Consider the following 21,440-nt stretch of genomic DNA (forward strand, 5'->3'; position numbering starts at 1 on the left):
CTTGAAAAACCAAGAGATACGCATACAAGGCGCGCGTGCCCATAACTTAAAAAACATCGACGTCACGATTCCCCGCGATAAGCTCGTCGTCATGACCGGTTTATCCGGTTCGGGGAAATCATCCCTGGCGTTCGATACGATCTATGCGGAAGGCCAGCGCCGCTACGTCGAATCTTTGTCGTCTTATGCACGGCAATTTCTTGGCCAAATGGATAAACCGGACGTCGATTTGATTGAAGGTTTGTCTCCGGCGATTTCGATCGACCAGAAGACGACAAGCAAAAACCCGAGATCGACCGTAGCGACCGTGACAGAAATCTACGATTATATCCGGCTCATGTACGCGCGGATCGGAAAGCCGATCTGCCCGAACCACGGTATTGAAATTTCTTCGCAGACGGTCGAACAGATGGTCGACCGCTTAGTTGAATATCCGGAACGGACGCGCATGCAAGTGCTGGCGCCGCTCGTATCAGGACGCAAAGGCACCCATGTGAAACTGTTGGAAGATGTTAAGAAGCAAGGATATGTACGGGTTCGCGTCAATGGCGAGCTCATCGATTTGGATGACAATATTTCGCTCGATAAAAACAAAAAGCATTCCATTGAAGTGGTCATTGACCGCGTCATCATGAAAGACAGAATTGCCCCGCGCTTAAGCGACTCGCTGGAGTCTGCCTTGCGTCTAGGGGAAGGGCGAGTGCTGGTGGATGTCATGGACGAAGAGGAATTGCTGTTCAGCGAACATCATGCTTGCCCAATTTGCGGATTTTCCATCGGTGAATTGGAACCGCGCATGTTTTCCTTCAACTCGCCATTCGGGGCCTGCCCTGAGTGCGACGGGCTTGGGATGAAACTGGAAGTCGATCCTGAACTGGTCATACCGGATTGGGATGTCAGCCTCGCGGATCATGCCATTGCCCCGTGGCGCCCGACGAGTTCGCAATACTATCCGCAATTGCTGCAGGCGGTATGCAGCCATTTTGGAATTGAGATGGACGTGCCGATGAAAGAATTGCCTGAAGACCAGGTGAACATCATCCTGCATGGTTCCGATAATGAAAAAATCCGTTTCCGTTATGAAAATGATTACGGCAAAATCCGCGACAGCCATATTTTCTTCGAAGGCGTGCTCGCGAATGTCGACCGGCGCTACCGGGAAACCAGTTCCGATTATATTCGGGACATGATGGAGAAATTCATGGGTCAGCAACCATGCCCGACATGTTCAGGCTACCGGTTGAAACCGGAGTCATTGGCAGTCAAAGTCAATGATCTCCACATCGGGCAAGTCGTTGAATATTCGATTACGGAAGCGCAAGCGTTTTTCGACAGCTTGACGCTTTCGGAGAAAGACCGCCAGATCGCTACTATGATCCTCCGCGAAATTCAAGAGCGTGTCGGTTTCTTGATCAATGTAGGGCTTGATTATCTGACATTGAACCGCGCATCGGGTACATTGTCAGGCGGCGAAGCACAGCGCATCCGCCTTGCAACGCAAATCGGGTCACGGCTGACAGGCGTTCTTTATATTCTCGATGAACCTTCAATCGGCCTTCATCAACGCGACAATGACCGATTGATTAGCACATTGAAAAATATGCGCGATATCGGCAATACGCTCATCGTCGTCGAACATGACGAAGATACGATGATGGCAGCAGATTACCTGATTGATGTCGGCCCTGGAGCCGGCGTACACGGGGGCGAGATTATTGCTGCCGGTGCACCTGAAAAAGTGATGAAAAATAAGAAGTCGTTGACCGGCCAGTATTTGAGTGGCAAGAAGTTCATTCCGCTGCCGGCTGAACGCAGGCAGCCGAACGAACGGAAGATTTCAATCCGCGGAGCCTCCGCGAATAACTTGAAAAATGTCGATGTCGACATTCCGATCGGGTTGTTCACAGCGGTTACTGGAGTTTCGGGTTCTGGGAAAAGTACCTTGATCAACGAGATCCTTTACAAGTCGCTTGCCCATAAACTGAACCGTGCGCGGGTCAAGCCGGGCCAGCACAAATCGGTAGAAGGCATCGAGGAACTGGAAAAAGTCATCGATATTGACCAATCACCGATCGGGCGCACACCGCGTTCCAACCCGGCGACTTACACAGGCGTATTCGATGATATCCGAGATGTTTACGCGACGACCAATGAAGCAAAAGTGCGTGGCTATAAAAAAGGGCGCTTCAGCTTCAACGTCAAAGGCGGGCGCTGTGAAGCCTGCCGCGGCGACGGCATCATCAAAATCGAAATGCATTTCCTTCCAGATGTCTATGTGCCGTGTGAAATCTGCCACGGCAAACGCTATAACCGCGAAACGCTGGAAGTGAAATATAAAGATAAAAACATTGCAGACGTGTTGGAAATGACGGTGGAAGATGCTTATGGATTCTTCGAGAATATCCCGAAAATCAATCGTAAATTGAAAACCATCGTCGATGTCGGGCTCGGCTATGTAACGCTCGGGCAGCCGGCGACTACACTGTCCGGTGGCGAAGCGCAGCGTGTCAAATTGGCTTCAGAGTTGCATAAACGCTCCAATGGCAAGTCGTTCTATATTCTGGATGAACCGACGACTGGGCTTCACGCCGATGATATTTCACGCTTATTGAAAGTGCTGCAAAGGCTAGTGGACAATGGCGATACCGTGTTGACGATCGAACACAATCTCGATGTCATCAAAACGGCCGATTACTTGATTGACCTCGGCCCAGAAGGCGGAGACAAAGGCGGCACAATCTTGGCCACTGGCACGCCGGAAGATATCGCTAAAGTCGAAGGATCCTATACAGGCATGTATTTGAAACCGATCCTCGAGCGGGACAGCGCACGCATGAAAGAACTGGTCGGCAAGGCAAGCACTAAGAAAAGAAAAGCAAAGTGAAACTTTCCTTCGATCCAAACGTATCATTAAAGTAGAACAGGAATTTCTGCGAAGGCAGAAATCCGAAGAGGAGGCCAAACGATATGCAAAGTGAAAAAGAACGCATTTTGGACATGGTTGAAAACGGCACCATCTCGGCACGCGAAGCGGTTGAGCTATTGAAAGCGGTCGATGGCGGGGAGACGGGTAATTCTTCAAAAGATTACGGCCGTGAAACTTACCGCGGTTCACGCGGCAAGCGTGGATTCTTCCGTCCGGAAGACATGTTCAAAAAGTTTTCGAAAGACTTTTCGAAGGATTTTTCCAAGAACATGTCCAAGGATTTCAATCAACTTGGAGACCGGATGATGCAGTTCATGCAAACGTCCGCCGATAAGCTGAAAACGATGGAATTCGATTCGCCATTCGGTGAAGCCGTACGTTTTGAACACACCTTTACGGAAGAAAGTGCGGATCTCCACACGATCATTGCCGATATCGCTAACGGGCAATTGGAAGTTTTCCCTTCACAGGACGGTTCGATCCGAGCAGAATGCAGCGTCAAGGCATTTCGCGCAGAATCTCCGGAGCAGGCAAAACAGGATTTCCTGGAAAAATTCGTGTTCATTGCGGATGACCGTAAATTGCGTATCATCAGCGACTTGAAAACGACGCAAGTGAATCTCGTCTTATATGTCCCAGCAGCGGCGTTTGAACAAATCGTCGTCCGCCTGTTCAATGGCGGCTTCACGATGAAGCGTCTCGATTCGGCCTTGATCAAAGTTAAAACTGCAAACGGCAAGATTGATTTGAAAACGATCCAATTCGAAGAAGCTGAGCTTGAAACAGCTAACGGCCCGATCCAGATGATGGAAGTGAAGGGCCGCGAAGTTGAGGCGGAAACTTTGAATGGGCGTATTTACATCGATGGGGATATTGAAGACATCGACGCGAAGTCTTTAAATGGCAATGTTGTCGCGACGACGCGCAGCAAAGAAGCGAAAAAGCTCGAAGCGAAAACTTTGGCGGGCAATGTAGAGATTTACATCCCGCAGCATTTGGCGCTGCGTGGGGAAGTTTCTTCAAATCTTGGACGTATGGATGTTTTGCTGCCGGATATTAACAGCAGCCACGAACAAGGCCAGTTTATGCAGAAGAAAATGCATTTCACGAAAACAGGGGATGTGGAGTCTGCAGGCGGGCCATTGCTTGTCTACGGTGAAACCAAAACCGGTTCGATCCTCGTGCGTTATTTAACAATCGACTGAACCATATAAAAAATCCCAGTGGAGAAAATTCTCCACTGGGATTTTTTGCGTTATCGTTCCATACAGGTGATGGCAAAGCTGATGGCGCGTGCACAGCGCTTGCGGTAGTCATCGGATTGCAGCAAAGCTGCTTCATGCCGGTGCGTCATAAATCCACATTCCACAAGAACTGCAGGCATGACGGTATCCCGCAGCATGGCGAAATCCGCAGTTTTCAATCCGCGGTCTTTCCGCTGCGTCGATAAGATCAACGAATCCTGGAGCAGCTGGCCCAATTTGCGCGTGCGTGCAGGAGCTGTGGGATAGATAAAACTTTCAATGCCTTGTGCGGGGCTATAGTTATTTCCTGCTGCATTCGCATGGATCGATACCAATAATTCGGCACCGGACCGATTGGCGAAACTTGTCCTTTCCTTCAAAGGAACATCACGATCTTGCTGATGGCTAAACAACACCGTGTAACCATCTGCCGCCAAGCGCTTTTTCACTTCTTCAGCGACTGCATTGTTGAAATGGAATTCGCGCATCCTGCCGTCTGGCGTCCGTTTGCCGATCGTCCCCGGCCCGTGGCCTGCATCAATAATAATCTTCATTTAACATTCCCCCTTCATTCCTTATATAGAAGGAAAGGGTGCGAAAGGGGACGAAATTCTTCAATTTCTTTTTTTCCATGTTAAAATAAAAACAAACCGCCGCAAAACGAAGGAATTATCTGGGAAAATCAATTTGCGCAGCCGGGGGAATGAGGGAAAACTATGGGACAAGTAACAGTGAAACAAGTAATGGATATGTTTGGCTTGAAACTGATCAGCGGCCAAGAAGGCATTGGGCGCCATATTGCCATCAGTGATATTTCGAGACCGGGACTGGAAATGGCAGGCTATTTTACCCATTATCCAGCGAACCGCATGCAATTGCTCGGGAAAACGGAATTGTCATTTTTCGCCATGCTAAAACCGGAAGAACGCTTGGACCGGATGATGAGATTGTGTGCGGAGGATACGCCCGCCATCATCGTCTCCCATGGGGTCGATGTACCGGAGGAATTGGTCATCGCCTCTTCTGAAAAACATGTGCCGGTGCTCGGGACGAACATGACGACCACCCGCTTCTCGAGTTTGCTGACGAACTTTCTAGAAAGCCATCTCGCTCCGACGACTGCTGTACACGGCGTGCTGGTCGACATTTACGGCATCGGTGTACTCATCACCGGAAAAAGCGGCGTCGGGAAAAGTGAAACCGCATTGGAACTCGTCAAGAAAGGCCATCGCCTCGTAGCGGATGATTGCGTGGAGATCCGCCAAGAAGGCGAAAGTACGCTTGTCGGACATCCGCCGAAGCTGATTGAGTATCTGCTCGAGATTCGCGGTGTCGGCATCATCGACATTATGACTTTATTCGGAGCGAGTGCCGTACGTAACTTTAAGCGTATTTCACTCGTCATCGACCTCGAGCTCTGGGATCAAGATAAAACTTACGACCGTCTCGGGCTAGAGGAAGAGACGATGAAAATCATTGATACGGATGTGACGAAGCTAACGATTCCTGTACGTCCAGGACGTAACCTTTCCGTTATTATCGAAGTGGCCGCGATGAACTACCGCCTGAAACGGATGGGCGTCAATGCCGCTGAGGAATTCTCCAAGCGGCTTGATGATGTCATCGCACAAGATACAAATTAAGCGAATGGGAAGGTGCATTATATGTATTCAGTTTTAGCAGCGATCGATCCGGTGGCATTTTCACTCGGGCCGATTGATGTCCGGTGGTACGGCGTCATCATTGCGGCCGGCATCGTCATCGCGTTTCTCGTCGGCCAAAAAGAAATGGTCAAGCGCGGTTTGCATCCGGATTATTTGACCGATCTATTGATCTGGGCTGTGCCGCTCGCCATCGTTGGTGCGCGCATTTATTATGTGATATTCGAATGGGAAAATTATAAAGATCAGCCTGCCCAAATCATTGCCATCTGGAATGGCGGGATTGCGATACACGGGGCCTTGATTGCTTCTGTCATCGTCGCCTACATATTTACGAAAAGCCGCAATACGCCGTTTTTGAAAGTGGCGGATATCTTGGCGCCAAGTATTTTGATCGGCCAGGCTATCGGGCGCTGGGGCAATTTCATCAACCAAGAAGCGCACGGCGGAGAAGTATCGCGCCAGTTTCTTGAGAGTCTGTTTATTCCCGATTGGATCATCAACCATATGTACATAGATGGTGCTTACTACCACCCAACCTTCCTCTATGAATCGATGTGGAGTTTGGTGGGGATCATCATTTTGCTGCTGCTGCGCAAAGTCAATTTGGTGCGCGGGGAAATGTTCTTCTTCTATATGATCTGGTATTCAGTCGGCCGTTTCTTCATTGAAGGAATGCGCACCGACAGCCTATACGTCATCGGCGAATTGCGTGCTGCACAACTTGTGTCGGTCATCGCGATCGTCATTGGGCTTGCGTTCATCATCTACCGGCGCGTGGCCATCAAAAACCCGCCGCGCTATTTGGATAAATAACTAGGAAAGAAGAGATTGAATGTCGACAGTGAAAAATGGCTTGAAAGCCGGATTAAAGACTACGTGGTCACTCGGAAAAATCATTTTTCCGATTACTTTGCTCATCACCATGCTGCAATTCACGCCGGTATTGCCATTTATCATCGATTTAATCGCACCGGTCATGGGAATATTCGGCCTAAGCGGCGAAGCGGCCGTTCCGCTTGTGCTCGGCAACGCGCTCAATCTGTATGCCGGAATCGCCGGAATCTTATCGCTTGAACTGACCGTTAAAGAAGTATTCATTTTGGCGGTCATGTTATCGTTCTCCCATAACATCTTTATCGAAACCGGCGTCGCTTTGAAAGTCGGCGTCCGTTTATGGGTTGTCTTGGTGGTACGTTTCGGGCTTGCAGCTTTATCCGGCATCTTGATTAACCTGTTCTGGTCGGGCGGCGGGGAAATTGCGCAATACGGCTTTGCACCTGAAGTCGCTGCTGCACCGGAAACATGGCTTGGCATCTTCTTGCTTGGTTTGGAAAAAGCGAGTTTTGGCGTGCTTCAGCTGGCGATGATCGTCATCCCGCTCATGCTAATGATTCAAGTATTGAAAGACCGCCATTATTTGAAGAAAATCTCGAATATGATGGGGCCGCTCACACGGCTGATCGGCGTCGAGAAAAATGCCTCGTTGACACTAGCCTCCGGGTTGATTTTCGGGTTGGCGATGGGAGCAGGTGTGATGATCCAAGCAGTCCAGGAAGATGGCGTCAGCCGCAAAGATGCGACACTCGCCTTTATCTTCCTTGTTGCGTGCCACGCGATTGTCGAGGATACCTTGATTTTTATCCCTCTCGGCATCCCGATTTGGCCGCTGCTGCTGATTCGGGTCATCACTGCTCTCGCCTTGACGATATTCATCTCTTATCTATGGCGGCGGGCTGAAGACAATCGGAAGGAAGTGCTCTCTACATGAACAAAGATATAACGACTTTATTGTTTGATTTTGATGGAACCTTACTCGATACGAATGAATTAATCGTCCAGACATTCCTATCGGTGCTCGGCGAACATTTTCCGGGCGAATACGGACGGGAAGATGTGTTGCATTTTATCGGCCCTTCATTGGAACAGACCTTTACAAAAATCGCACCGGACAAAGTCAGCGAACTGAGCGATCAGTACCGCCGTTTAAACCGGACGCTCCATGATGAATTGGTGTCTGAATACGACGGGGTTGCAGAAACTTTGCGGACCTTAAAATCCAGAGGCTTGAAAATGGCGATCGTCTCCACTAAACGTGAAGAAACGATCTTGCACGGCTTGAAGTTGATGGGGGTGCACGATGTGTTCGATGTCTTGGTGGCATTGGATCATGTGCAGAACCCGAAACCGCATCCAGAGCCGCTTGAACTGGCATTGCGCTTATTGGAAGCAGATCAGCAAGAAGCCTTGATGATCGGTGATAATTCACACGACATCGAAGGCGGAAAAAATGCTGGCGTCCGCACAGCAGGCGTCGCATGGACTGCAAAAGGAGAAGAGTTTTTAGCGAGCTTTGAACCGGATTTCATGTTGCAGCATATTTCCGACCTGTTGGAATTGACGAAGGCGGGCGTAAAATGAGACGCACCGAGCGATATCCTGTTGAAGGGGCAAATTCGCTTTGGCATATCTACAAAACCGTGCCGTTCTGGAAAGTCTCGAAAAACTTTCTAGTCATCCAGACGGCTCGCTATACACCGTTTTTGCCGATGAAAAACTGGCTATATCGCCAATTTCTCGGCATGAAGATCGGCAAGGAAACTTCGTTTGCGCTGATGGTCATGCCGGATGTCATGTTTCCTGAACGTATACAGGTCGGGGACAATACTGTCATCGGCTATAATACGACCATTCTTGCGCATGAATACTTGATTGAAGAATATCGGCTCGGTGACGTCTCGATCGGTGACCGTGTCATGATCGGAGCAAACAGTACGATTTTGCCCGGCATCAAGATTGGGGATGGCGCCATCGTCTCCGCTGCCACGCTCGTCCATAAAGATGTACCGGCTGGTGCTTTTGTCGGCGGAAACCCGATGAAAATTATCTATACAGCCGAAGAAATGGCCGTTCGACAAGCAAAATCCTGAAAGCTCAGCGCTTTCAGGATTTTTTTATACTCCTTGCTTGACGAGCTAAAGCGGCTTGCGCTAAAATAAGAATCACTTTAACGATTCATCACTCTAGCGAACTAAAGTGAAATAACCGATAATAGGAAGTGTTCAACGATGACCATCGAAATGTTTGAAAAACCATTAGGCATGCGTGACGATTTTCCTTTAATTGCAAAACAAAAAGCAGATTTGAGAAAACAAGGCACTCAATTGATCGAGCAGTCAGGATATGAACTGCTGCAGACGCCGACTCTGGAATATTACGAAACGATCGGGAAGATCTCCGCTATTTCAGATGATGCTTTGTTCAAGCTTCTCGACAGCCAAGGAAAGACGCTCGTCTTGCGGCCGGATATGACCTCCCCGATTGCACGGGTTGCAGCATCGAAATTATTGCGCGAAAAAATGCCGATCCGTCTCGGCTATTACTCCAATGTGTTCCGTGCGCAAAAGCGTGAAGGCGGGCGCCCTGCGGAATTTGAGCAGATGGGCGTCGAGTTGATCGGAGACGATTCTTTATATGCAGATGTGGAAGTGATCAGCCTGGCTTGGGATATTTTGAAAGAATTGGGCATTGGTTCTGCCCGCATCGTAATTGGCCACACAAGGCTGCTTGAACTGATATTGGCTGATTTCGGGCTGGATGCAGAACAAATCGGCAAAGTGCGCGAACTATTTGTTGCCAAGAACGGTGTAGGGGTCGAACAATTGGCAAAAGAGCTGCCGATTGCTGAAGACAAGCTGGCGTCGTTTTTGAAATTGATGCAGGCGACAACAGTCGCGGACTGGAAACGCTGGATCAACGAAGAAAATGAAGAACAACGCGAACTTTACCGGGATATGGAGCGCCTTGAACAACTGCTTGAACGCAATGGCCTCGGGGATGCAATCACTTTTGATATCTCCTTCAGCAGCCACATGACTTATTACACCGGATTGGTGTTCGAATTCTACGGAGCTGGCAGCGGATTTCCGCTCGGCAGCGGCGGGCGCTATGATGGCTTGATGGAACAGTTTGGCTTGCAGGTCGGCGCGACCGGATTCGGGTTGCGTGTAGACCGATTGCTGGAATCGGTACCGGCTGAAAAAGAAGAGCAACCGCACACATTGATCTTATTCGATGAACAAAGCGAGCAACATGCATTCAACAAAGCGCAACAAATAAGAAATTCAGGAAAACGGGTGACTTTGCAGTATGCACCGGCCGTTAAAGCGCTGGAGCCGTTCACTGCCTTGTTCACCGAAGTCATCAGAGAGGAGGAGCTGCGCAATGGATGAATTGACGATTGCCATGCCAAAGGGCAGAATCTTTGAAGAAGCATACGAGCTATTGGTCGGGGCGGGGTATGACCTGCCGAAAGAGCTCGACGATTCGCGCAAGCTGATCGTCGAAGCGCCGAATGAAAAATTCCGCTTTATTCTGGCGAAGCCGATGGATGTGCCGACTTATGTCGAGCACGGTGTAGCGGATATCGGAATTGCTGGAAAAGACGTCTTGCTTGAGCACGATAGAGACGTACACGAATTATTGGATCTCGGCATCAGCGCATGCTATATCGCGACTGCCGGATTGCCGGATACGGAAATGGACGAAGTGACGCCGCGCATTGCGACGAAATATCCGGCGGTGGCTTCACATTATTACCGCAGCAAAGGCGAACAAGTTGAGATCATCGAATTGAACGGCTCAATCGAATTGGCGCCGCTGATCGGCTTGTCCGATCGAATTGTGGATATCGTGTCGACTGGGCGCACGTTGAAAGACAACGGCCTAGTGGAGTATGAAAAAATCGCGGACATCACCTCGCGCCTTATCGCGAATCCTGTCAGCTACCGCTTGAAGCAACAGCGTATTACCGAATTGGTCGATAAACTGCGGGAGCAGGTGGAACGATGAACATCCAACGCCTGACAGATGAGTTGTCGATTCGTCGCCAATTAGCCGACGGCACAGAACAGCAATTGCAAGCGGTAAAAGAAATCATTCAAGCGGTGCGGAGCGAAGGCGATGCAGCTTTATTGCGCTTTGCGAAAAAATGGGACAAAGCGGAGTTGTCAGCATTAAAGGTGACACCACAAGAAATCCAGCAAGCAGCTGAGCGTTTCGATCCCCAACTGCTTGCCGACCTGACAGAAGCGGCGGACAATATCCGCAGCTATCATGAAGGCCAACAGCAACAAGGCTACCGCCAAGACCGGGCGGACGGATCGTATGTCGCCCAGCGCGTCACGGCTATCGAATCTGCCGGTTTGTATGTTCCGGGCGGTACGGCAGCCTATCCATCCTCCGTCTTGATGAACGTCATTCCGGCACAAGTTGCCGGAGTCGGGCGTATCGTCGTTGTATCACCGCCTGATAGTGAAGGGAATCTGTCGGACGGGGTGCTTGTGGCAGCACATATTCTTGGAATTAAAGAATTATATAAAACTGGCGGGGCTCAAGCGATCGCGGCACTCGCTTACGGGACGGAATCGATCCAACCGGTCGATAAGATTACAGGGCCCGGCAATATCTTCGTAGCGCTCGCAAAACGCGAAGTGAACGGCGACGTCGCGATCGATATGATTGCAGGGCCGAGTGAAATCGCCATCATCGCCGATGACAGCGCGTATGCGGATGAAGTGGCGGCGGATTTATTGTCCCAAGCCGAACACGATCCGCTGGCAAGTGCTGTATTATTGACTGAGAGCCGTGCGCTTGCCGAACAAGTCGCTGGGGAAGTAAAAAGACAATTGGCCACTTTGCCGCGTGAAGCGATTGCCGCGGCGTCGATCCGTGACCACGGCGCCATTTATGTGGCAGATAGCCGCGCTGAATTGATTAACGCTGCCAATCAACTAGCTCCAGAGCATTTGGAGATCATGACAGAAGATGCGGAAGCGGTAGCGGAACAAATCGATCACGCAGGCGCGATTTTTATCGGCCGTTATTCATCGGAACCGATCGGCGATTATTTTGCCGGCACGAATCATGTCTTGCCGACCAATAGCACGGCGCGCTTTTCGAGCGCCTTGTCCGTCTATGATTTTGTTAAACGGACGAGCATTGTTCATTACAGCGAGCAAGCATGGCGTGAAAATCAAGAGAAAATTGCAAGGCTCGCACGGCTGGAAGGCCTCGAAGCACACGCACGTGCAGTCGAATCGCGCGCTTGGAAAAAGGAGAGTCAATCATGAGGAAATCGGACATTACGCGAAAAACCAATGAAACGGAAATTGCCGTCAGCTTCTCACTCGATGGAAAAGGACAGGCGGATATCAATACAGGGGTGCCATTCATGGACCATATGCTGGATCTTTTTATCAAGCATGGCCAGTTTGACGGGCGTATCCACGCAAATGGCGATACCCATATCGACGACCACCATACGACAGAAGACATCGGGATCGTCCTTGGCCAGGCAGTGCTTGAAGCATTAGGCGATAAAAAAGGCTTGCGCCGCTACGGCAACGCCTTTGTGCCGATGGATGATGCGCTCGCGCAAGTCGTCATCGATTGTTCGAACCGCCCTCACCTGGAATTCCGGGGAGATATCCCGAACGCCAAAGTCGGCGCATTCGATACGGAACTCGTGCATGAATTTCTGTGGAAGTTTGCGTTGGAATCACGAATGAACGTCCACGTCATCGTCCATTACGGACGCAATACGCATCACATCATCGAAGCGGTCTTCAAGGCGCTTGCCCGCGCGCTCGATGACGCGACGATGATCGACCCACGTGTAGAAGGCGTCCCGTCGACAAAGGGGCTATTAACATGATCGTCGGAATTGTCGATTACGGCATGGGCAATTTATTCAGCGTCGAACAGGCATTGAAAAAACTGGAATGCACCGTCATTACTTCAGACGATGCACAAGTCTTGGCGGAAGCGGATGCAATCTTGCTTCCGGGCGTCGGCGCTTTTCCGGATGCCATGAAACGCTTGGAGGAAAAAGGCCTAGCCGAATTCATCCGTTCTCTTCCGGAGCAGAAGATCCCATTGCTTGGGATTTGCCTCGGTATGCAATTATTATATGAAGACAGTGAAGAAGGCAGGCCGGTCAAAGGGCTTGGTTTATTGAAGGGCCATATCCGGCGCTTCCCGAAAGGCGCTTACCGCATCCCGCATATGGGATGGAACCGCCTGAATTTCACGCACCAGCCGTATTGGCTTGAAGATATACTGGAAGATACACATGTTTATTTTGTCCACTCGTTTTTGGCGACCGAGACAGCCGATTCCGAAGTCTTTGCGACGGCTGAATACGGCGGGCTTGAAGTGCCGGGGGTTGTCGGCGGCGGATTGATTACGGGGATGCAATTCCATCCGGAAAAATCGGGCGAGTTCGGTCATTATTTATTAGCACAGTGGATTGTAAATGTCAGGGGGGATTTCCATGAGTGAATTTCAAATATATCCGGCGATCGACTTGAGGGGCGGAAAGTGCGTTCGCTTGTTCCAAGGCGATTATGGCCAGGAGACGGTTTATGCGGATTCGCCTGTTGAAATGGCGCAAAGTTTTGTGGAAGCCGGGGCTAAATGGATCCATATGGTCGATTTGGACGGCGCGAAAGATGGCAGCCGCATCAACGATCAAGTGGTCATCGAAGCGGCAAAGCTCGATGCCAACATCCAAGTAGGCGGCGGCATCCGCAGCCGTGAAGACATCAATCATTATTTATCGAACGGCGTTGCACGGGTCATTATCGGCAGCCTGGCCGTGCGGGAGCCGGAACTGGTCGCGTCATTTATCGAAGAGTTCGGTGCAGAGCGGATTGTCATCGGCATCGATGCGAAAGACGGCATGGCGGCGACAGAAGGATGGATTGAAACTTCACATAAGCCGGCATCTGAAGTGGCTGCTTATTTTGCTTCAAAAGGGGCGAAACATTTCATCTATACCGATATCTCGACAGACGGCACGCTTGCCGGCCCGAATATCGACGCTAACCGCAAGCTCGTCGCCGATGACGCTTCGCAAGTCATCGTATCCGGTGGCATCGGAACGCTCGATGACGTGAAAAAAGTCAAACAAGCGGCTGGCGACAGCCCGATTGCCGGACTCATCATCGGCAAAGCTTTGTATGAAAACCGCCTCACGCTCGAGGAGGCGCTGTCATGCTGACGAAACGCATCATCCCATGCCTCGACGTTAAAGAAGGACGTGTTGTCAAAGGCGTGAGCTTTGTGGAACTTCGGGATGCGGGGGACCCTGTGGAACTCGCCAAATTCTACGATGAACAAGGCGCAGATGAATTGGTCTTCCTGGACATTTCCGCTTCACACGAAGGCAAGGAGACGATGGTTGAAGTGGTGCGCATTGTCGCCACTGAACTATCGATTCCTTTTACCGTGGGCGGAGGCATCCGGACGCTTGATGACATGAAACGCATGCTGCGTGCAGGCGCGGATAAAGTCTCCTTGAATACGGCGGCGCTCGACCGGCCGGAATTAATTAAAGAAGGAGCGGATTTCTTCGGATCGCAGTGCATTGTTGTCGCCATCGACGCGAAAAGAAATGGCGACAGCTGGGACGTCTACACGCACGGAGGCCGCAACCGGACTGACTGGGATGCAATCGAATGGGCGAAAAAAGCCGTCGCTTTAGGGGCTGGAGAATTGCTTTTGACCAGCATGGACAGCGATGGCCAGAAAGATGGATTCGATGTCGAACTCACCAAGGCAGTGCGTGACGCAGTCGAAGTGCCTGTCATCGCAAGCGGCGGTGCAGGAAACCGTGAGCATTTCCAGCAAGTGTTCGAACAGGCAGATGCGGATGCAGCCCTTGCGGCATCGATCTTCCACTATAAAGAAACGAGCGTCAGAGAAGTGAAACAGTATCTGCAGCGAGAAGGAGTGAATGTCCGGTGACAAATGTGAAATACGACGAAAACGGGTTAGTGCCCGTCATATTGCAAGACGCATCTACAAAACAAGTGCTGACTTTGGCTTATGCCAACGAAGAAGCGGTCAAGCGCACGATCGACACGAAAGAAACCTGGCTGTACTCAAGAAGCCGCAAGGAACTTTGGAATAAAGGCGCGACCAGCGGCAATACGCAGCGCGTCCAGTCCGTACAGATTGATTGCGACGGCGATTCCTTGATTTATGAAGTGATCCCGAACGGCCCGGCCTGCCATACTGGGGAGACGAGCTGCTTCCATGAAACTTTGGCAGGGGAACGTACGGAATCCGCTTCGGACATGATTACCGAACTTAGCGCGTTGATCAAACAACGTGAAACCGATATGCCGGAAGGCGCGTATACGACGTATCTATTTGAAGAAGGCGTCGATAAAATCTGCAAGAAAGTCGGGGAAGAAGCGGCAGAAGTCATCATCGCTGCTAAAAACCGCGATGCTCGTGAGCTGGCAACGGAAAGCGCAGACCTGCTTTACCATCTGCTTGTATTGCTGCAGGAACAGAAAGTTGATTTTAAAGAAGTTACAGGTGTGCTCGAAGAACGCCACACCGCGAAAAAGACAAGTAAATAATAGGGAAATATGCTATAATAACAGCACATTTAGGGATAGGAACGATTTCTGTCGTTCCTTTTCCTGTTACGGAGGCATATTTTGGAGAAAAACAAAAGAAAAAATTTCGATAATGTCGTGTCATTCATTCCGACAGGGGAATTTTACTATCAAAAAGCACTCAAGGAGCTGCAGCGCGAACATTACGATAAAGCGTATAAGTATTTGCAGCGGGCGAAAGAACTGACTCCGGATGATCCGCTCATCTTGATGCATTACGGAGTGGTGCTGATGGAGCGGCAGGAGTTCGAGCTGGCGATGGATGAATTGCGCACTGCCCATAAGCTCGATCCGGAAGAACCGAATATTTTATTCTTTTTGGCTGAAGTCCATGCACATCTGGGCTTGTTTTTTGATGCCCGGAAATATGCCAAGGCTTATCTTGAAAAGGATACCCGCGGGAGCTACGCGGCGGAAGCGATGGAAATCATCGATTTTGCCGAGCAAGAAGACTGGCAGCTGTTCGATGATGAAGGCGAAGCCCATAATAGCGAGTATTATTATTTGCAGGAAAAGGCGCGCCGATTGATGGAACAAGGCAAGTTTCCGGAAGCGATCCAGTTATTGGAAGAAGTGATCGAAGAAAAGTCGGATTTCTGGGGGGCCTATAATAACTTGGCGCTGGCATATTTTTATGTCGGGGAAACGGAAATGGCGAAATCGCTGCTTCACGAAGTACTTCGCAGAAACACCGGCAATCTGCATGCCTTATGCAATTTAGCGGTGTTCCATTATTATGAGAAAAACGATGAATTGGACGATATCCTTGGCTTACTGAAAAAGATCCAGCCATATGTCTTTGAACATCGCTATAAATTGGGTGCGACCTTCGCTTTGGTCGGTAAATACAAGGAAGCGTACCGCTGGCTAAAAAGCCTTCAAAAACGCGGATTTGACGGAGACCCGGCGTTTTATTTCTGGCTGTCGCATGCTGCTTATCATTCCGGCCATGAAGAAACTGCAAAGTACGCATGGGAGCAGTTGAAGCGGATGGATCCGGCAAAAGAAGGGTATGAGCCGTGGGGAGAGCAGCCTGTAATGCCGCATGTCGATGCGCTCGAACACGATCGCGATTTTCTCATCCATAAACTCGACCATTCCCATTTAAGCGAGCGGATTTACGGTTTGTACCTGCTCGGCAAATCTTCGCATAAGCAAGAAATCATCTCGCATCCGAATTGGCTGAAATCCGAGCAGCCTTCCGTTTTGGAAACCTATATGCTCGGTTACGCACTCGGCCATCCATTCCGTGAATCGGTTAAAGAAGAAAAAGCCTTTTTGCGCGCAATGGAAACAGCGGAGCGCTTGTATTACCAAAAAGGGATGGTAGACCGTGAAAATGACGCCATCTTCCAATTATGGTTTGTGCTGTCGGAACAGGCCTTTGATGCGCAGTATGCGTTCCGCAACCCGGCAGCACTTGCCGCTGCTGTCAGCTATATGGTTGAATCGACGGAAAAACGGGAAACAACAAAAAAAGCAGTCGCTGCAAAATTCGGCACATCTGCTGCCACAATGGCCAAATATGTTGATGAATTAAGCGGATTTTTGCCGAATTTCAAGGACTAGGCATAAAAGTTGAAGGCGGCAGTTTATTGCTTTACGATTTAGCTAGTGATAACGAGGAGGGCCTATAATGACAGAAACGACTAATATTTATGATGTGTTAATCATCGGTGCAGGGCCAGCAGGCATGACAGCTGGGGTTTATACGTCCCGAGCGAACCTTTCGACGCTCATGCTTGAGCGCGGGATCCCTGGCGGACAGATGGCCAATACCGAAGAAATTGAAAACTACCCAGGATTCGACCATATTCTCGGTCCTGACCTATCCACTAAAATGTTCGAACATGCGAAAAAATTCGGAGCCGAGTATGCTTACGGCGATGTAACCGAAATTATCGACGGCGATGAATTCAAAACAGTCAAAGCCGGATCGAAAGAATACAAAGCCCGCGCCATCATTTTGACGACTGGAGCCGAGTACAAGAAAATGGGCATTCCAGGCGAAAACGAACTGGGCGGCCGCGGCGTCAGCTATTGCGCAGTGTGCGATGGCGCATTCTTTAAAGGCAAAGAACTGGTCGTTGTCGGCGGCGGGGACTCTGCCGTTGAAGAAGGAGTCTACTTGACGCGCTTCGCGGATAAAGTGACAATTGTCCACCGCAGAGACGAGTTGCGCGCACAGAAAATCCTCCAAGACCGTGCGTTTGCCAACGACAAGATCGACTTTATCTGGAGCCATACCGTAAAAGAGATCCGCGATAAAGACGGCAAGGTCGGAAGCGTTACCTTGGTATCGACAAAAGACGATGCCGAACGGGAATTCGAAGCGGACGGCGTGTTCATTTACATCGGCATGCTGCCTTTGACAAAACCATTCGAATCACTGGGCATCTTGAATGACCTGGGTTATATCGAAACAAATGAAGAAATGCAAACTTCGGTGCCAGGAATCTTCGCGGCAGGCGATGTACGGGATAAAACTTTGCGCCAAGTCGTCACGGCGACTGGCGACGGCAGCATCGCCGCGCAAAGCGTCCAGCATTATGTAGAAGAGCTTGCAGAAAAGATTGCTTCAAAAGCGCAAGCTTAACGCTTTCTTAATCCCTTTGTAACAGCATTGTCATGCAAAAGAGGTATAGTAAGTAGTGTAAATCAACCCCCTTTTTATATAGTTATTTTTGACAGGCTGCTTTCCGGATTGTCCGGGGAGTGGCCTCTTTTTTTGCATTCTTTTGCATGACACGCCAGGATAGATGTATAATGAAAATAGTTTATATTAGATGCGGAGTGGCAAATGTGCAGCGAATCGCGAATTTATTGCTAATAGAGAATGGCAAAGTATTATTGATGAAAAAGCCGCGCAGGGATTGGTATGTAGCTCCTGGCGGCAAAATGGAAAGCGGCGAATCGATTTATGAAGCGGCCATCCGTGAGTTCAGGGAAGAAACGGATGCAGAACCGTTCGGCGTTCACTTGAAAGGCGTTTACACCATGATGATCCAAGAAGGTGGAAAGACGGTGGATGAATGGATGCTGTTTACGTTCAGGGCGACAAAGCTCCGCGGGATCCCATTCGAAGAAACGCGCGAAGGAATTCTCGAATGGCATCCAGTGGAAAGCCTGCATACCCTGCCGATGGCGGAAGGGGACCGGACGAACCTATTATTTGCGGCTTATCAGGAAGGCGTCCAATACGGGACCTTCTATTATACGCCAGAGTTCGAACTGCTAGAAGAGAACATCCAATCATCGACTGAAGAGGTGAACCGCCAGCATGGATAAGCATAACGAAGAAACCGAATTGATCATCATCACCGGCATGTCCGGTGCAGGCAAGACAGTGGCCATCCAAAGTTTTGAAGATCTCGGTTTTTTCACAATCGATAATCTTCCCCCGGCGCTTCTTCCCACATTCATCAAATTGATGCGGGATTCAGGCAAGTCGATGAAGCGCGTCGCAGCGGTCATGGACCTTCGGGGCGGCGATTTTTTCGCAAGCCTCGTTGATGCAATCGATGATCTATCGAAAGAACCGGAAGTGGCGATCACCATCCTGTTCCTAGATGCGGAAAACCAGACGCTCGTCAGCCGCTATAAAGAAACGCGGCGTTCCCATCCGCTGTCGCCAGGCGGGCTTGTGCTCGGCGGCATCAAAAAAGAACGGGATATGTTGAAAGACCTGCAAGGGCGGGCACATTATATGTATAATACGTCAGACATGAGCCCACGCCAGCTGAAAGAAAAAATTACGTCGGATTTCGCTTCGAAAACAAGCAATGTCTTTACGGTCAATTTGATGTCTTTCGGCTTTAAGCATGGCATGCCGATTGATGCCGACCTGGTTTTCGATGTACGCTTCCTGCCGAATCCTTATTATATAGAGGAATTGAATCCGCAATCGGGCTTGGATCAGCCGGTTTCCGATTATGTCTTGAAATGGCAGGAGACGCAGACGCTGGTGAGTAAGCTTGAGGATTTATTCGATTTCATGATTCCCCAGTACAAACAAGAAGGCAAAGCGCAATTGGTCATTGCTTTTGGCTGCACGGGCGGCCAGCACCGATCTGTAACGCTTGCTGAATATTTCGGGAAATACCTAGCGAAAAACAACAAAGTCAGCATTACGCATAGAGATGTGAAAATCAGAAAGGGCTGAGCATATGGAAAAAAGTCTCCAGCAAAAACGAGTCGTAATCATCGGGGGCGGTACCGGTCTGTCCACTTTGCTGAGGGGCTTAAAAACTTTTCCGCTCGACTTGACGGCAATCGTCACAGTGGCAGATGACGGAGGCAGCTCTGGGCGTTTACGCGATGACTTGGATATTCCTCCGCCAGGGGACATTCGCAACGTCATGGCCGCATTGTCGGACGCAGAACCGTTAGTTGCGGAAATGTTCCAATACCGCTTCAAGCATTCGCTCGATTTGGAAGGGCATTCACTAGGCAATCTGATGCTTGCGGCATTGACCGATTTGACCGGTGATTTCTCCCACGCAGTGCGGGAAATGAGCCGTGTCTTGAATGTCAATGGCACGGTTTTGCCTGCTGCCAATCAATTGGTGACCTTGAATGCAGAACTAGAAGATGGAACCATCATTAAAGGTGAATCCAAAATTCCCGCCTATATGCAGCCGATCAAGCGTGTATTCCTTGAACCGGCCGGCGTCAGAACATTGCCGGATACCATACAGGCGATTCAATCAGCGGATGTCATCGTCATTGGGCCGGGTTCCTTGTACACAAGCATCTTGCCCAATTTGCTCGTGAAGGATATCAAAAAAGCGCTGCTCGAAGCGAAGGCGCGAAAAATCTATATTTGCAATTTGATGACCCAGGCGGGCGAAACATACGGCTATACAGCCTCGGACCATGTGAAAGCATTATACGACCATGTAGGCGTAAACTTTCTCGATGCCATTTTGATCGACAAAGTTCAAATGCCGCAGGGAGTGGCTGAAAGATACAAAAAAGAAAAAGCATGGCCGGTGGAATACGATGAAGAACGCCTGAAAAATATGGGGCTTGAAGTATATCGCCATGATATTGCGAATATTTTTGGGGAAGCCGTACGGCATGAACCGATGAAAGTGGCGAAATGGCTTTTTGAATACACCAGCAGCGAATCGCAGGTACCATCGCAGCGCCGGTATTCCTAAAGCTTGAAAGGGGGGGCATAATTGTCTTTTGCATCAGAAACAAAAAAAGAAATGACGCAGATTGAAGTGGATGATTGCTGCGGCAAGGCAGAGCTGTCGGCGATGATCCGCATGAATGGCACGCTGTCATTCTCCAATCGCCAGTTGAGCCTGGATATCCAAACTGAGAACGCAGCTATTGCGAGAAGAATCTATACCTTGCTAAAGCGCTTCTATAAAGCGTATCCGGTGGAGTTGTTAGTTCGCAAAAAAATGCGGTTGAAAAAAAACAACGTCTATATTTGCCGCTTGCGGGAAGGCGCAAAATTCGTGCTTGAGGATTTGTTAATCTTGTCGGAAGGCTTTCAGTTTCAGCAGGATATCTCCCCTGAACTGATCTCGACGACGTGCTGCAAGCGCTCATATTTGCGCGGTGCCTTTTTGGCCGGAGGGTCGGTCAACAATCCCGAAACGTCCTCTTACCACTTGGAAGTGTATTCTTCCTATAAAGACCACGCTGAAGCGCTGGTCATCCTGATGAACCATTTCCAATTGAACGCGAAAATGATTGAGCGGAAAAAAGGATTTGTGACTTATTTGAAGGAGGCGGAGAAAATTTCTGACTTCCTCAGCTTGACTGGCGCCCACTCGGCGCTATTGAAATTCGAGGATGTCCGAATCCTTCGCGATATGCGTAATAGCGTCAATCGTTTAGTCAATTGCGAAACGGCCAATTTGAATAAGACAATTGATGCGGCGTTGCGGCAAATCGAAAACATCCGCTTTATCGACCAAGTGATCGGAATCGACCAATTGCCGGATCGCCTGAAAGAGATAGCCCGCTTGCGTGTGGAGTACCAGGATGTCACACTGAAAGAACTGGGCGAGATGGTATCGACAGGAAAAGTGAGCAAGTCAGGCGTCAACCACAGGCTCCGGAAAATCGATGAGATTGCCGAGTCGTTGAGAAAAGGCGAAACGATCAGCCGGTAATAAGG

At 49.8% G+C, this 21,440-nt stretch carries 22 protein-coding genes; 21 read left to right on the forward strand and 1 reads right to left on the reverse strand.

Translation table 11 applies throughout. The features are described from left to right. Nucleotide 1 precedes the first annotated feature (1 nt). Both uvrA and G3255_RS05955 read left to right on the forward strand, forming a co-directional pair. The gene (gene uvrA, locus G3255_RS05950) at nucleotides 2-2,884 is read left to right on the forward strand and encodes an excinuclease ABC subunit UvrA (protein WP_211653701.1); all 2,883 of its coding nucleotides are present in this window, start codon (nucleotides 2-4) and stop codon (nucleotides 2,882-2,884) included. Between the two features lie 83 nt (nucleotides 2,885-2,967). Continuing rightward, complete coding sequence (locus G3255_RS05955) at nucleotides 2,968-4,131, forward strand: DUF4097 family beta strand repeat-containing protein (RefSeq protein ID WP_211653702.1); 1,164 nt, start codon at nucleotides 2,968-2,970, stop codon at nucleotides 4,129-4,131. Nucleotides 4,132-4,181: 50 nt separating this feature from the next. On the opposite strand, the gene G3255_RS05960 is transcribed toward G3255_RS05955, so the two are convergent. Beyond that, nucleotides 4,182-4,724, reverse strand: a complete 543-nt coding sequence (locus tag G3255_RS05960; RefSeq protein ID WP_211653703.1) for an N-acetylmuramoyl-L-alanine amidase family protein — start codon at nucleotides 4,722-4,724, stop codon at nucleotides 4,182-4,184. A 162-nt stretch (nucleotides 4,725-4,886) separates the two neighbouring features. Here G3255_RS05960 and hprK point away from each other — a divergent pair, with 162 nt between their 5' ends. The 19 genes from hprK (at nucleotide 4,887) to whiA (ending at nucleotide 21,435) form a co-directional block, all read left to right on the forward strand. Beyond that, a complete protein-coding gene (gene hprK / locus G3255_RS05965) occupies nucleotides 4,887-5,813 on the forward strand; it encodes an HPr(Ser) kinase/phosphatase (protein WP_211653704.1) in 927 nt (308 codons plus the stop codon). A 21-nt stretch (nucleotides 5,814-5,834) separates the two neighbouring features. After that, on the forward strand, nucleotides 5,835-6,647 hold the full coding sequence (lgt, locus tag G3255_RS05970; RefSeq protein WP_211653705.1) for a prolipoprotein diacylglyceryl transferase: 813 nt from the start codon (nucleotides 5,835-5,837) through the stop codon (nucleotides 6,645-6,647). 19 nt (nucleotides 6,648-6,666) lie between these two features. Then, nucleotides 6,667-7,602, forward strand: coding sequence for a nucleoside recognition domain-containing protein (locus G3255_RS05975; RefSeq protein WP_211653706.1), 936 nt, complete (start codon nucleotides 6,667-6,669; stop codon nucleotides 7,600-7,602). Next, nucleotides 7,599-8,252, forward strand: coding sequence for a pyrophosphatase PpaX (gene ppaX / locus G3255_RS05980; protein WP_211653707.1), 654 nt, complete (start codon nucleotides 7,599-7,601; stop codon nucleotides 8,250-8,252). The genes G3255_RS05975 and ppaX overlap by 4 nt, the downstream gene beginning before the upstream one ends. Beyond that, on the forward strand, nucleotides 8,249-8,761 hold the full coding sequence (locus tag G3255_RS05985; RefSeq protein WP_211653708.1) for an acyltransferase: 513 nt from the start codon (nucleotides 8,249-8,251) through the stop codon (nucleotides 8,759-8,761). Before ppaX ends, G3255_RS05985 begins: the two co-directional genes overlap by 4 nt. A 138-nt stretch (nucleotides 8,762-8,899) precedes the next feature. Next, entirely contained in the window at nucleotides 8,900-10,063 is a 1,164-nt protein-coding gene (gene hisZ / locus G3255_RS05990) for an ATP phosphoribosyltransferase regulatory subunit (RefSeq protein WP_211653709.1), read from the forward strand. After that, complete coding sequence (gene hisG, locus G3255_RS05995; RefSeq protein WP_101189964.1) at nucleotides 10,056-10,682, forward strand: ATP phosphoribosyltransferase; 627 nt, start codon at nucleotides 10,056-10,058, stop codon at nucleotides 10,680-10,682. Before hisZ ends, hisG begins: the two co-directional genes overlap by 8 nt. Then, the gene (gene hisD / locus G3255_RS06000; protein WP_211653710.1) at nucleotides 10,679-11,962 is read left to right on the forward strand and encodes a histidinol dehydrogenase; all 1,284 of its coding nucleotides are present in this window, start codon (nucleotides 10,679-10,681) and stop codon (nucleotides 11,960-11,962) included. The genes hisG and hisD overlap by 4 nt, the downstream gene beginning before the upstream one ends. Further along, a complete protein-coding gene (hisB, locus tag G3255_RS06005) occupies nucleotides 11,959-12,546 on the forward strand; it encodes an imidazoleglycerol-phosphate dehydratase HisB (RefSeq protein WP_249222073.1) in 588 nt (195 codons plus the stop codon). Before hisD ends, hisB begins: the two co-directional genes overlap by 4 nt. Next, entirely contained in the window at nucleotides 12,543-13,172 is a 630-nt protein-coding gene (gene hisH / locus G3255_RS06010) for an imidazole glycerol phosphate synthase subunit HisH (protein ID WP_211653711.1), read from the forward strand. Before hisB ends, hisH begins: the two co-directional genes overlap by 4 nt. Beyond that, nucleotides 13,165-13,893 carry a 1-(5-phosphoribosyl)-5-[(5-phosphoribosylamino)methylideneamino]imidazole-4-carboxamide isomerase gene (gene hisA, locus G3255_RS06015; RefSeq protein ID WP_211653712.1) on the forward strand — a complete coding sequence of 243 codons (729 nt, stop codon included), beginning with the start codon at nucleotides 13,165-13,167 and terminating at the stop codon, nucleotides 13,891-13,893. The genes hisH and hisA overlap by 8 nt, the downstream gene beginning before the upstream one ends. Continuing rightward, nucleotides 13,887-14,639, forward strand: a complete 753-nt coding sequence (gene hisF / locus G3255_RS06020) for an imidazole glycerol phosphate synthase subunit HisF (RefSeq protein ID WP_211653713.1) — start codon at nucleotides 13,887-13,889, stop codon at nucleotides 14,637-14,639. Before hisA ends, hisF begins: the two co-directional genes overlap by 7 nt. After that, nucleotides 14,636-15,262: a bifunctional phosphoribosyl-AMP cyclohydrolase/phosphoribosyl-ATP diphosphatase HisIE gene (gene hisIE, locus G3255_RS06025; RefSeq protein WP_211653714.1), complete on the forward strand. Its 627-nt coding sequence runs from the start codon at nucleotides 14,636-14,638 to the stop codon at nucleotides 15,260-15,262. The genes hisF and hisIE overlap by 4 nt, the downstream gene beginning before the upstream one ends. 81 nt (nucleotides 15,263-15,343) lie before the next feature. Further along, on the forward strand, nucleotides 15,344-16,870 hold the full coding sequence (locus G3255_RS06030; RefSeq protein WP_249222074.1) for a tetratricopeptide repeat protein: 1,527 nt from the start codon (nucleotides 15,344-15,346) through the stop codon (nucleotides 16,868-16,870). Between the two features lie 67 nt (nucleotides 16,871-16,937). Next, nucleotides 16,938-17,897, forward strand: coding sequence for a thioredoxin-disulfide reductase (trxB, locus tag G3255_RS06035; protein WP_211653715.1), 960 nt, complete (start codon nucleotides 16,938-16,940; stop codon nucleotides 17,895-17,897). A 206-nt stretch (nucleotides 17,898-18,103) separates the two neighbouring features. Next, entirely contained in the window at nucleotides 18,104-18,589 is a 486-nt protein-coding gene (locus G3255_RS06040) for an NUDIX domain-containing protein (protein ID WP_211655778.1), read from the forward strand. After that, nucleotides 18,582-19,463, forward strand: a complete 882-nt coding sequence (gene rapZ, locus G3255_RS06045; protein WP_211653716.1) for an RNase adapter RapZ — start codon at nucleotides 18,582-18,584, stop codon at nucleotides 19,461-19,463. Before G3255_RS06040 ends, rapZ begins: the two co-directional genes overlap by 8 nt. Nucleotides 19,464-19,467: 4 nt before the next feature. Next, nucleotides 19,468-20,463 (forward strand): gluconeogenesis morphogenetic factor MgfK, encoded by a 996-nt coding sequence (mgfK, locus tag G3255_RS06050; protein WP_211653717.1) that lies wholly within the window; start codon nucleotides 19,468-19,470, stop codon nucleotides 20,461-20,463. A 21-nt stretch (nucleotides 20,464-20,484) separates the two neighbouring features. Next, on the forward strand, nucleotides 20,485-21,435 hold the full coding sequence (gene whiA, locus G3255_RS06055) for a DNA-binding protein WhiA (protein WP_058381252.1): 951 nt from the start codon (nucleotides 20,485-20,487) through the stop codon (nucleotides 21,433-21,435). Nucleotides 21,436-21,440: the final 5 nt, after the last annotated feature.

The organism is Planococcus sp. MSAK28401 (assembly GCF_018283455.1).
Lineage (GTDB): Bacteria > Bacillota > Bacilli > Bacillales_A > Planococcaceae > Planococcus > Planococcus alpniumensis.

Excerpts from the sequence above, each read along its gene's own strand:
- G3255_RS05955 (WP_211653702.1), top strand. The coding sequence starts at position 2,968 with ATGCAAAGTGAAAAAGAACGCATTTTGGACATGGTTGAAAACGGCACC.
- G3255_RS05960 (WP_211653703.1), bottom strand. The coding sequence starts at position 4,724 with ATGAAGATTATTATTGATGCAGGCCACGGGCCGGGGACGATCGGCAAA.
- hprK (WP_211653704.1), top strand. The coding sequence starts at position 4,887 with ATGGGACAAGTAACAGTGAAACAAGTAATGGATATGTTTGGCTTGAAA.
- lgt (WP_211653705.1), top strand. The coding sequence starts at position 5,835 with ATGTATTCAGTTTTAGCAGCGATCGATCCGGTGGCATTTTCACTCGGG.
- G3255_RS05975 (WP_211653706.1), top strand. The coding sequence starts at position 6,667 with ATGTCGACAGTGAAAAATGGCTTGAAAGCCGGATTAAAGACTACGTGG.
- ppaX (WP_211653707.1), top strand. The coding sequence starts at position 7,599 with ATGAACAAAGATATAACGACTTTATTGTTTGATTTTGATGGAACCTTA.
- G3255_RS05985 (WP_211653708.1), top strand. The coding sequence starts at position 8,249 with ATGAGACGCACCGAGCGATATCCTGTTGAAGGGGCAAATTCGCTTTGG.
- hisZ (WP_211653709.1), top strand. The coding sequence starts at position 8,900 with ATGACCATCGAAATGTTTGAAAAACCATTAGGCATGCGTGACGATTTT.
- hisG (WP_101189964.1), top strand. The coding sequence starts at position 10,056 with ATGGATGAATTGACGATTGCCATGCCAAAGGGCAGAATCTTTGAAGAA.
- hisD (WP_211653710.1), top strand. The coding sequence starts at position 10,679 with ATGAACATCCAACGCCTGACAGATGAGTTGTCGATTCGTCGCCAATTA.
- hisB (WP_249222073.1), top strand. The coding sequence starts at position 11,959 with ATGAGGAAATCGGACATTACGCGAAAAACCAATGAAACGGAAATTGCC.
- hisH (WP_211653711.1), top strand. The coding sequence starts at position 12,543 with ATGATCGTCGGAATTGTCGATTACGGCATGGGCAATTTATTCAGCGTC.
- hisA (WP_211653712.1), top strand. The coding sequence starts at position 13,165 with ATGAGTGAATTTCAAATATATCCGGCGATCGACTTGAGGGGCGGAAAG.
- hisF (WP_211653713.1), top strand. The coding sequence starts at position 13,887 with ATGCTGACGAAACGCATCATCCCATGCCTCGACGTTAAAGAAGGACGT.
- trxB (WP_211653715.1), top strand. The coding sequence starts at position 16,938 with ATGACAGAAACGACTAATATTTATGATGTGTTAATCATCGGTGCAGGG.
- rapZ (WP_211653716.1), top strand. The coding sequence starts at position 18,582 with ATGGATAAGCATAACGAAGAAACCGAATTGATCATCATCACCGGCATG.
- mgfK (WP_211653717.1), top strand. The coding sequence starts at position 19,468 with ATGGAAAAAAGTCTCCAGCAAAAACGAGTCGTAATCATCGGGGGCGGT.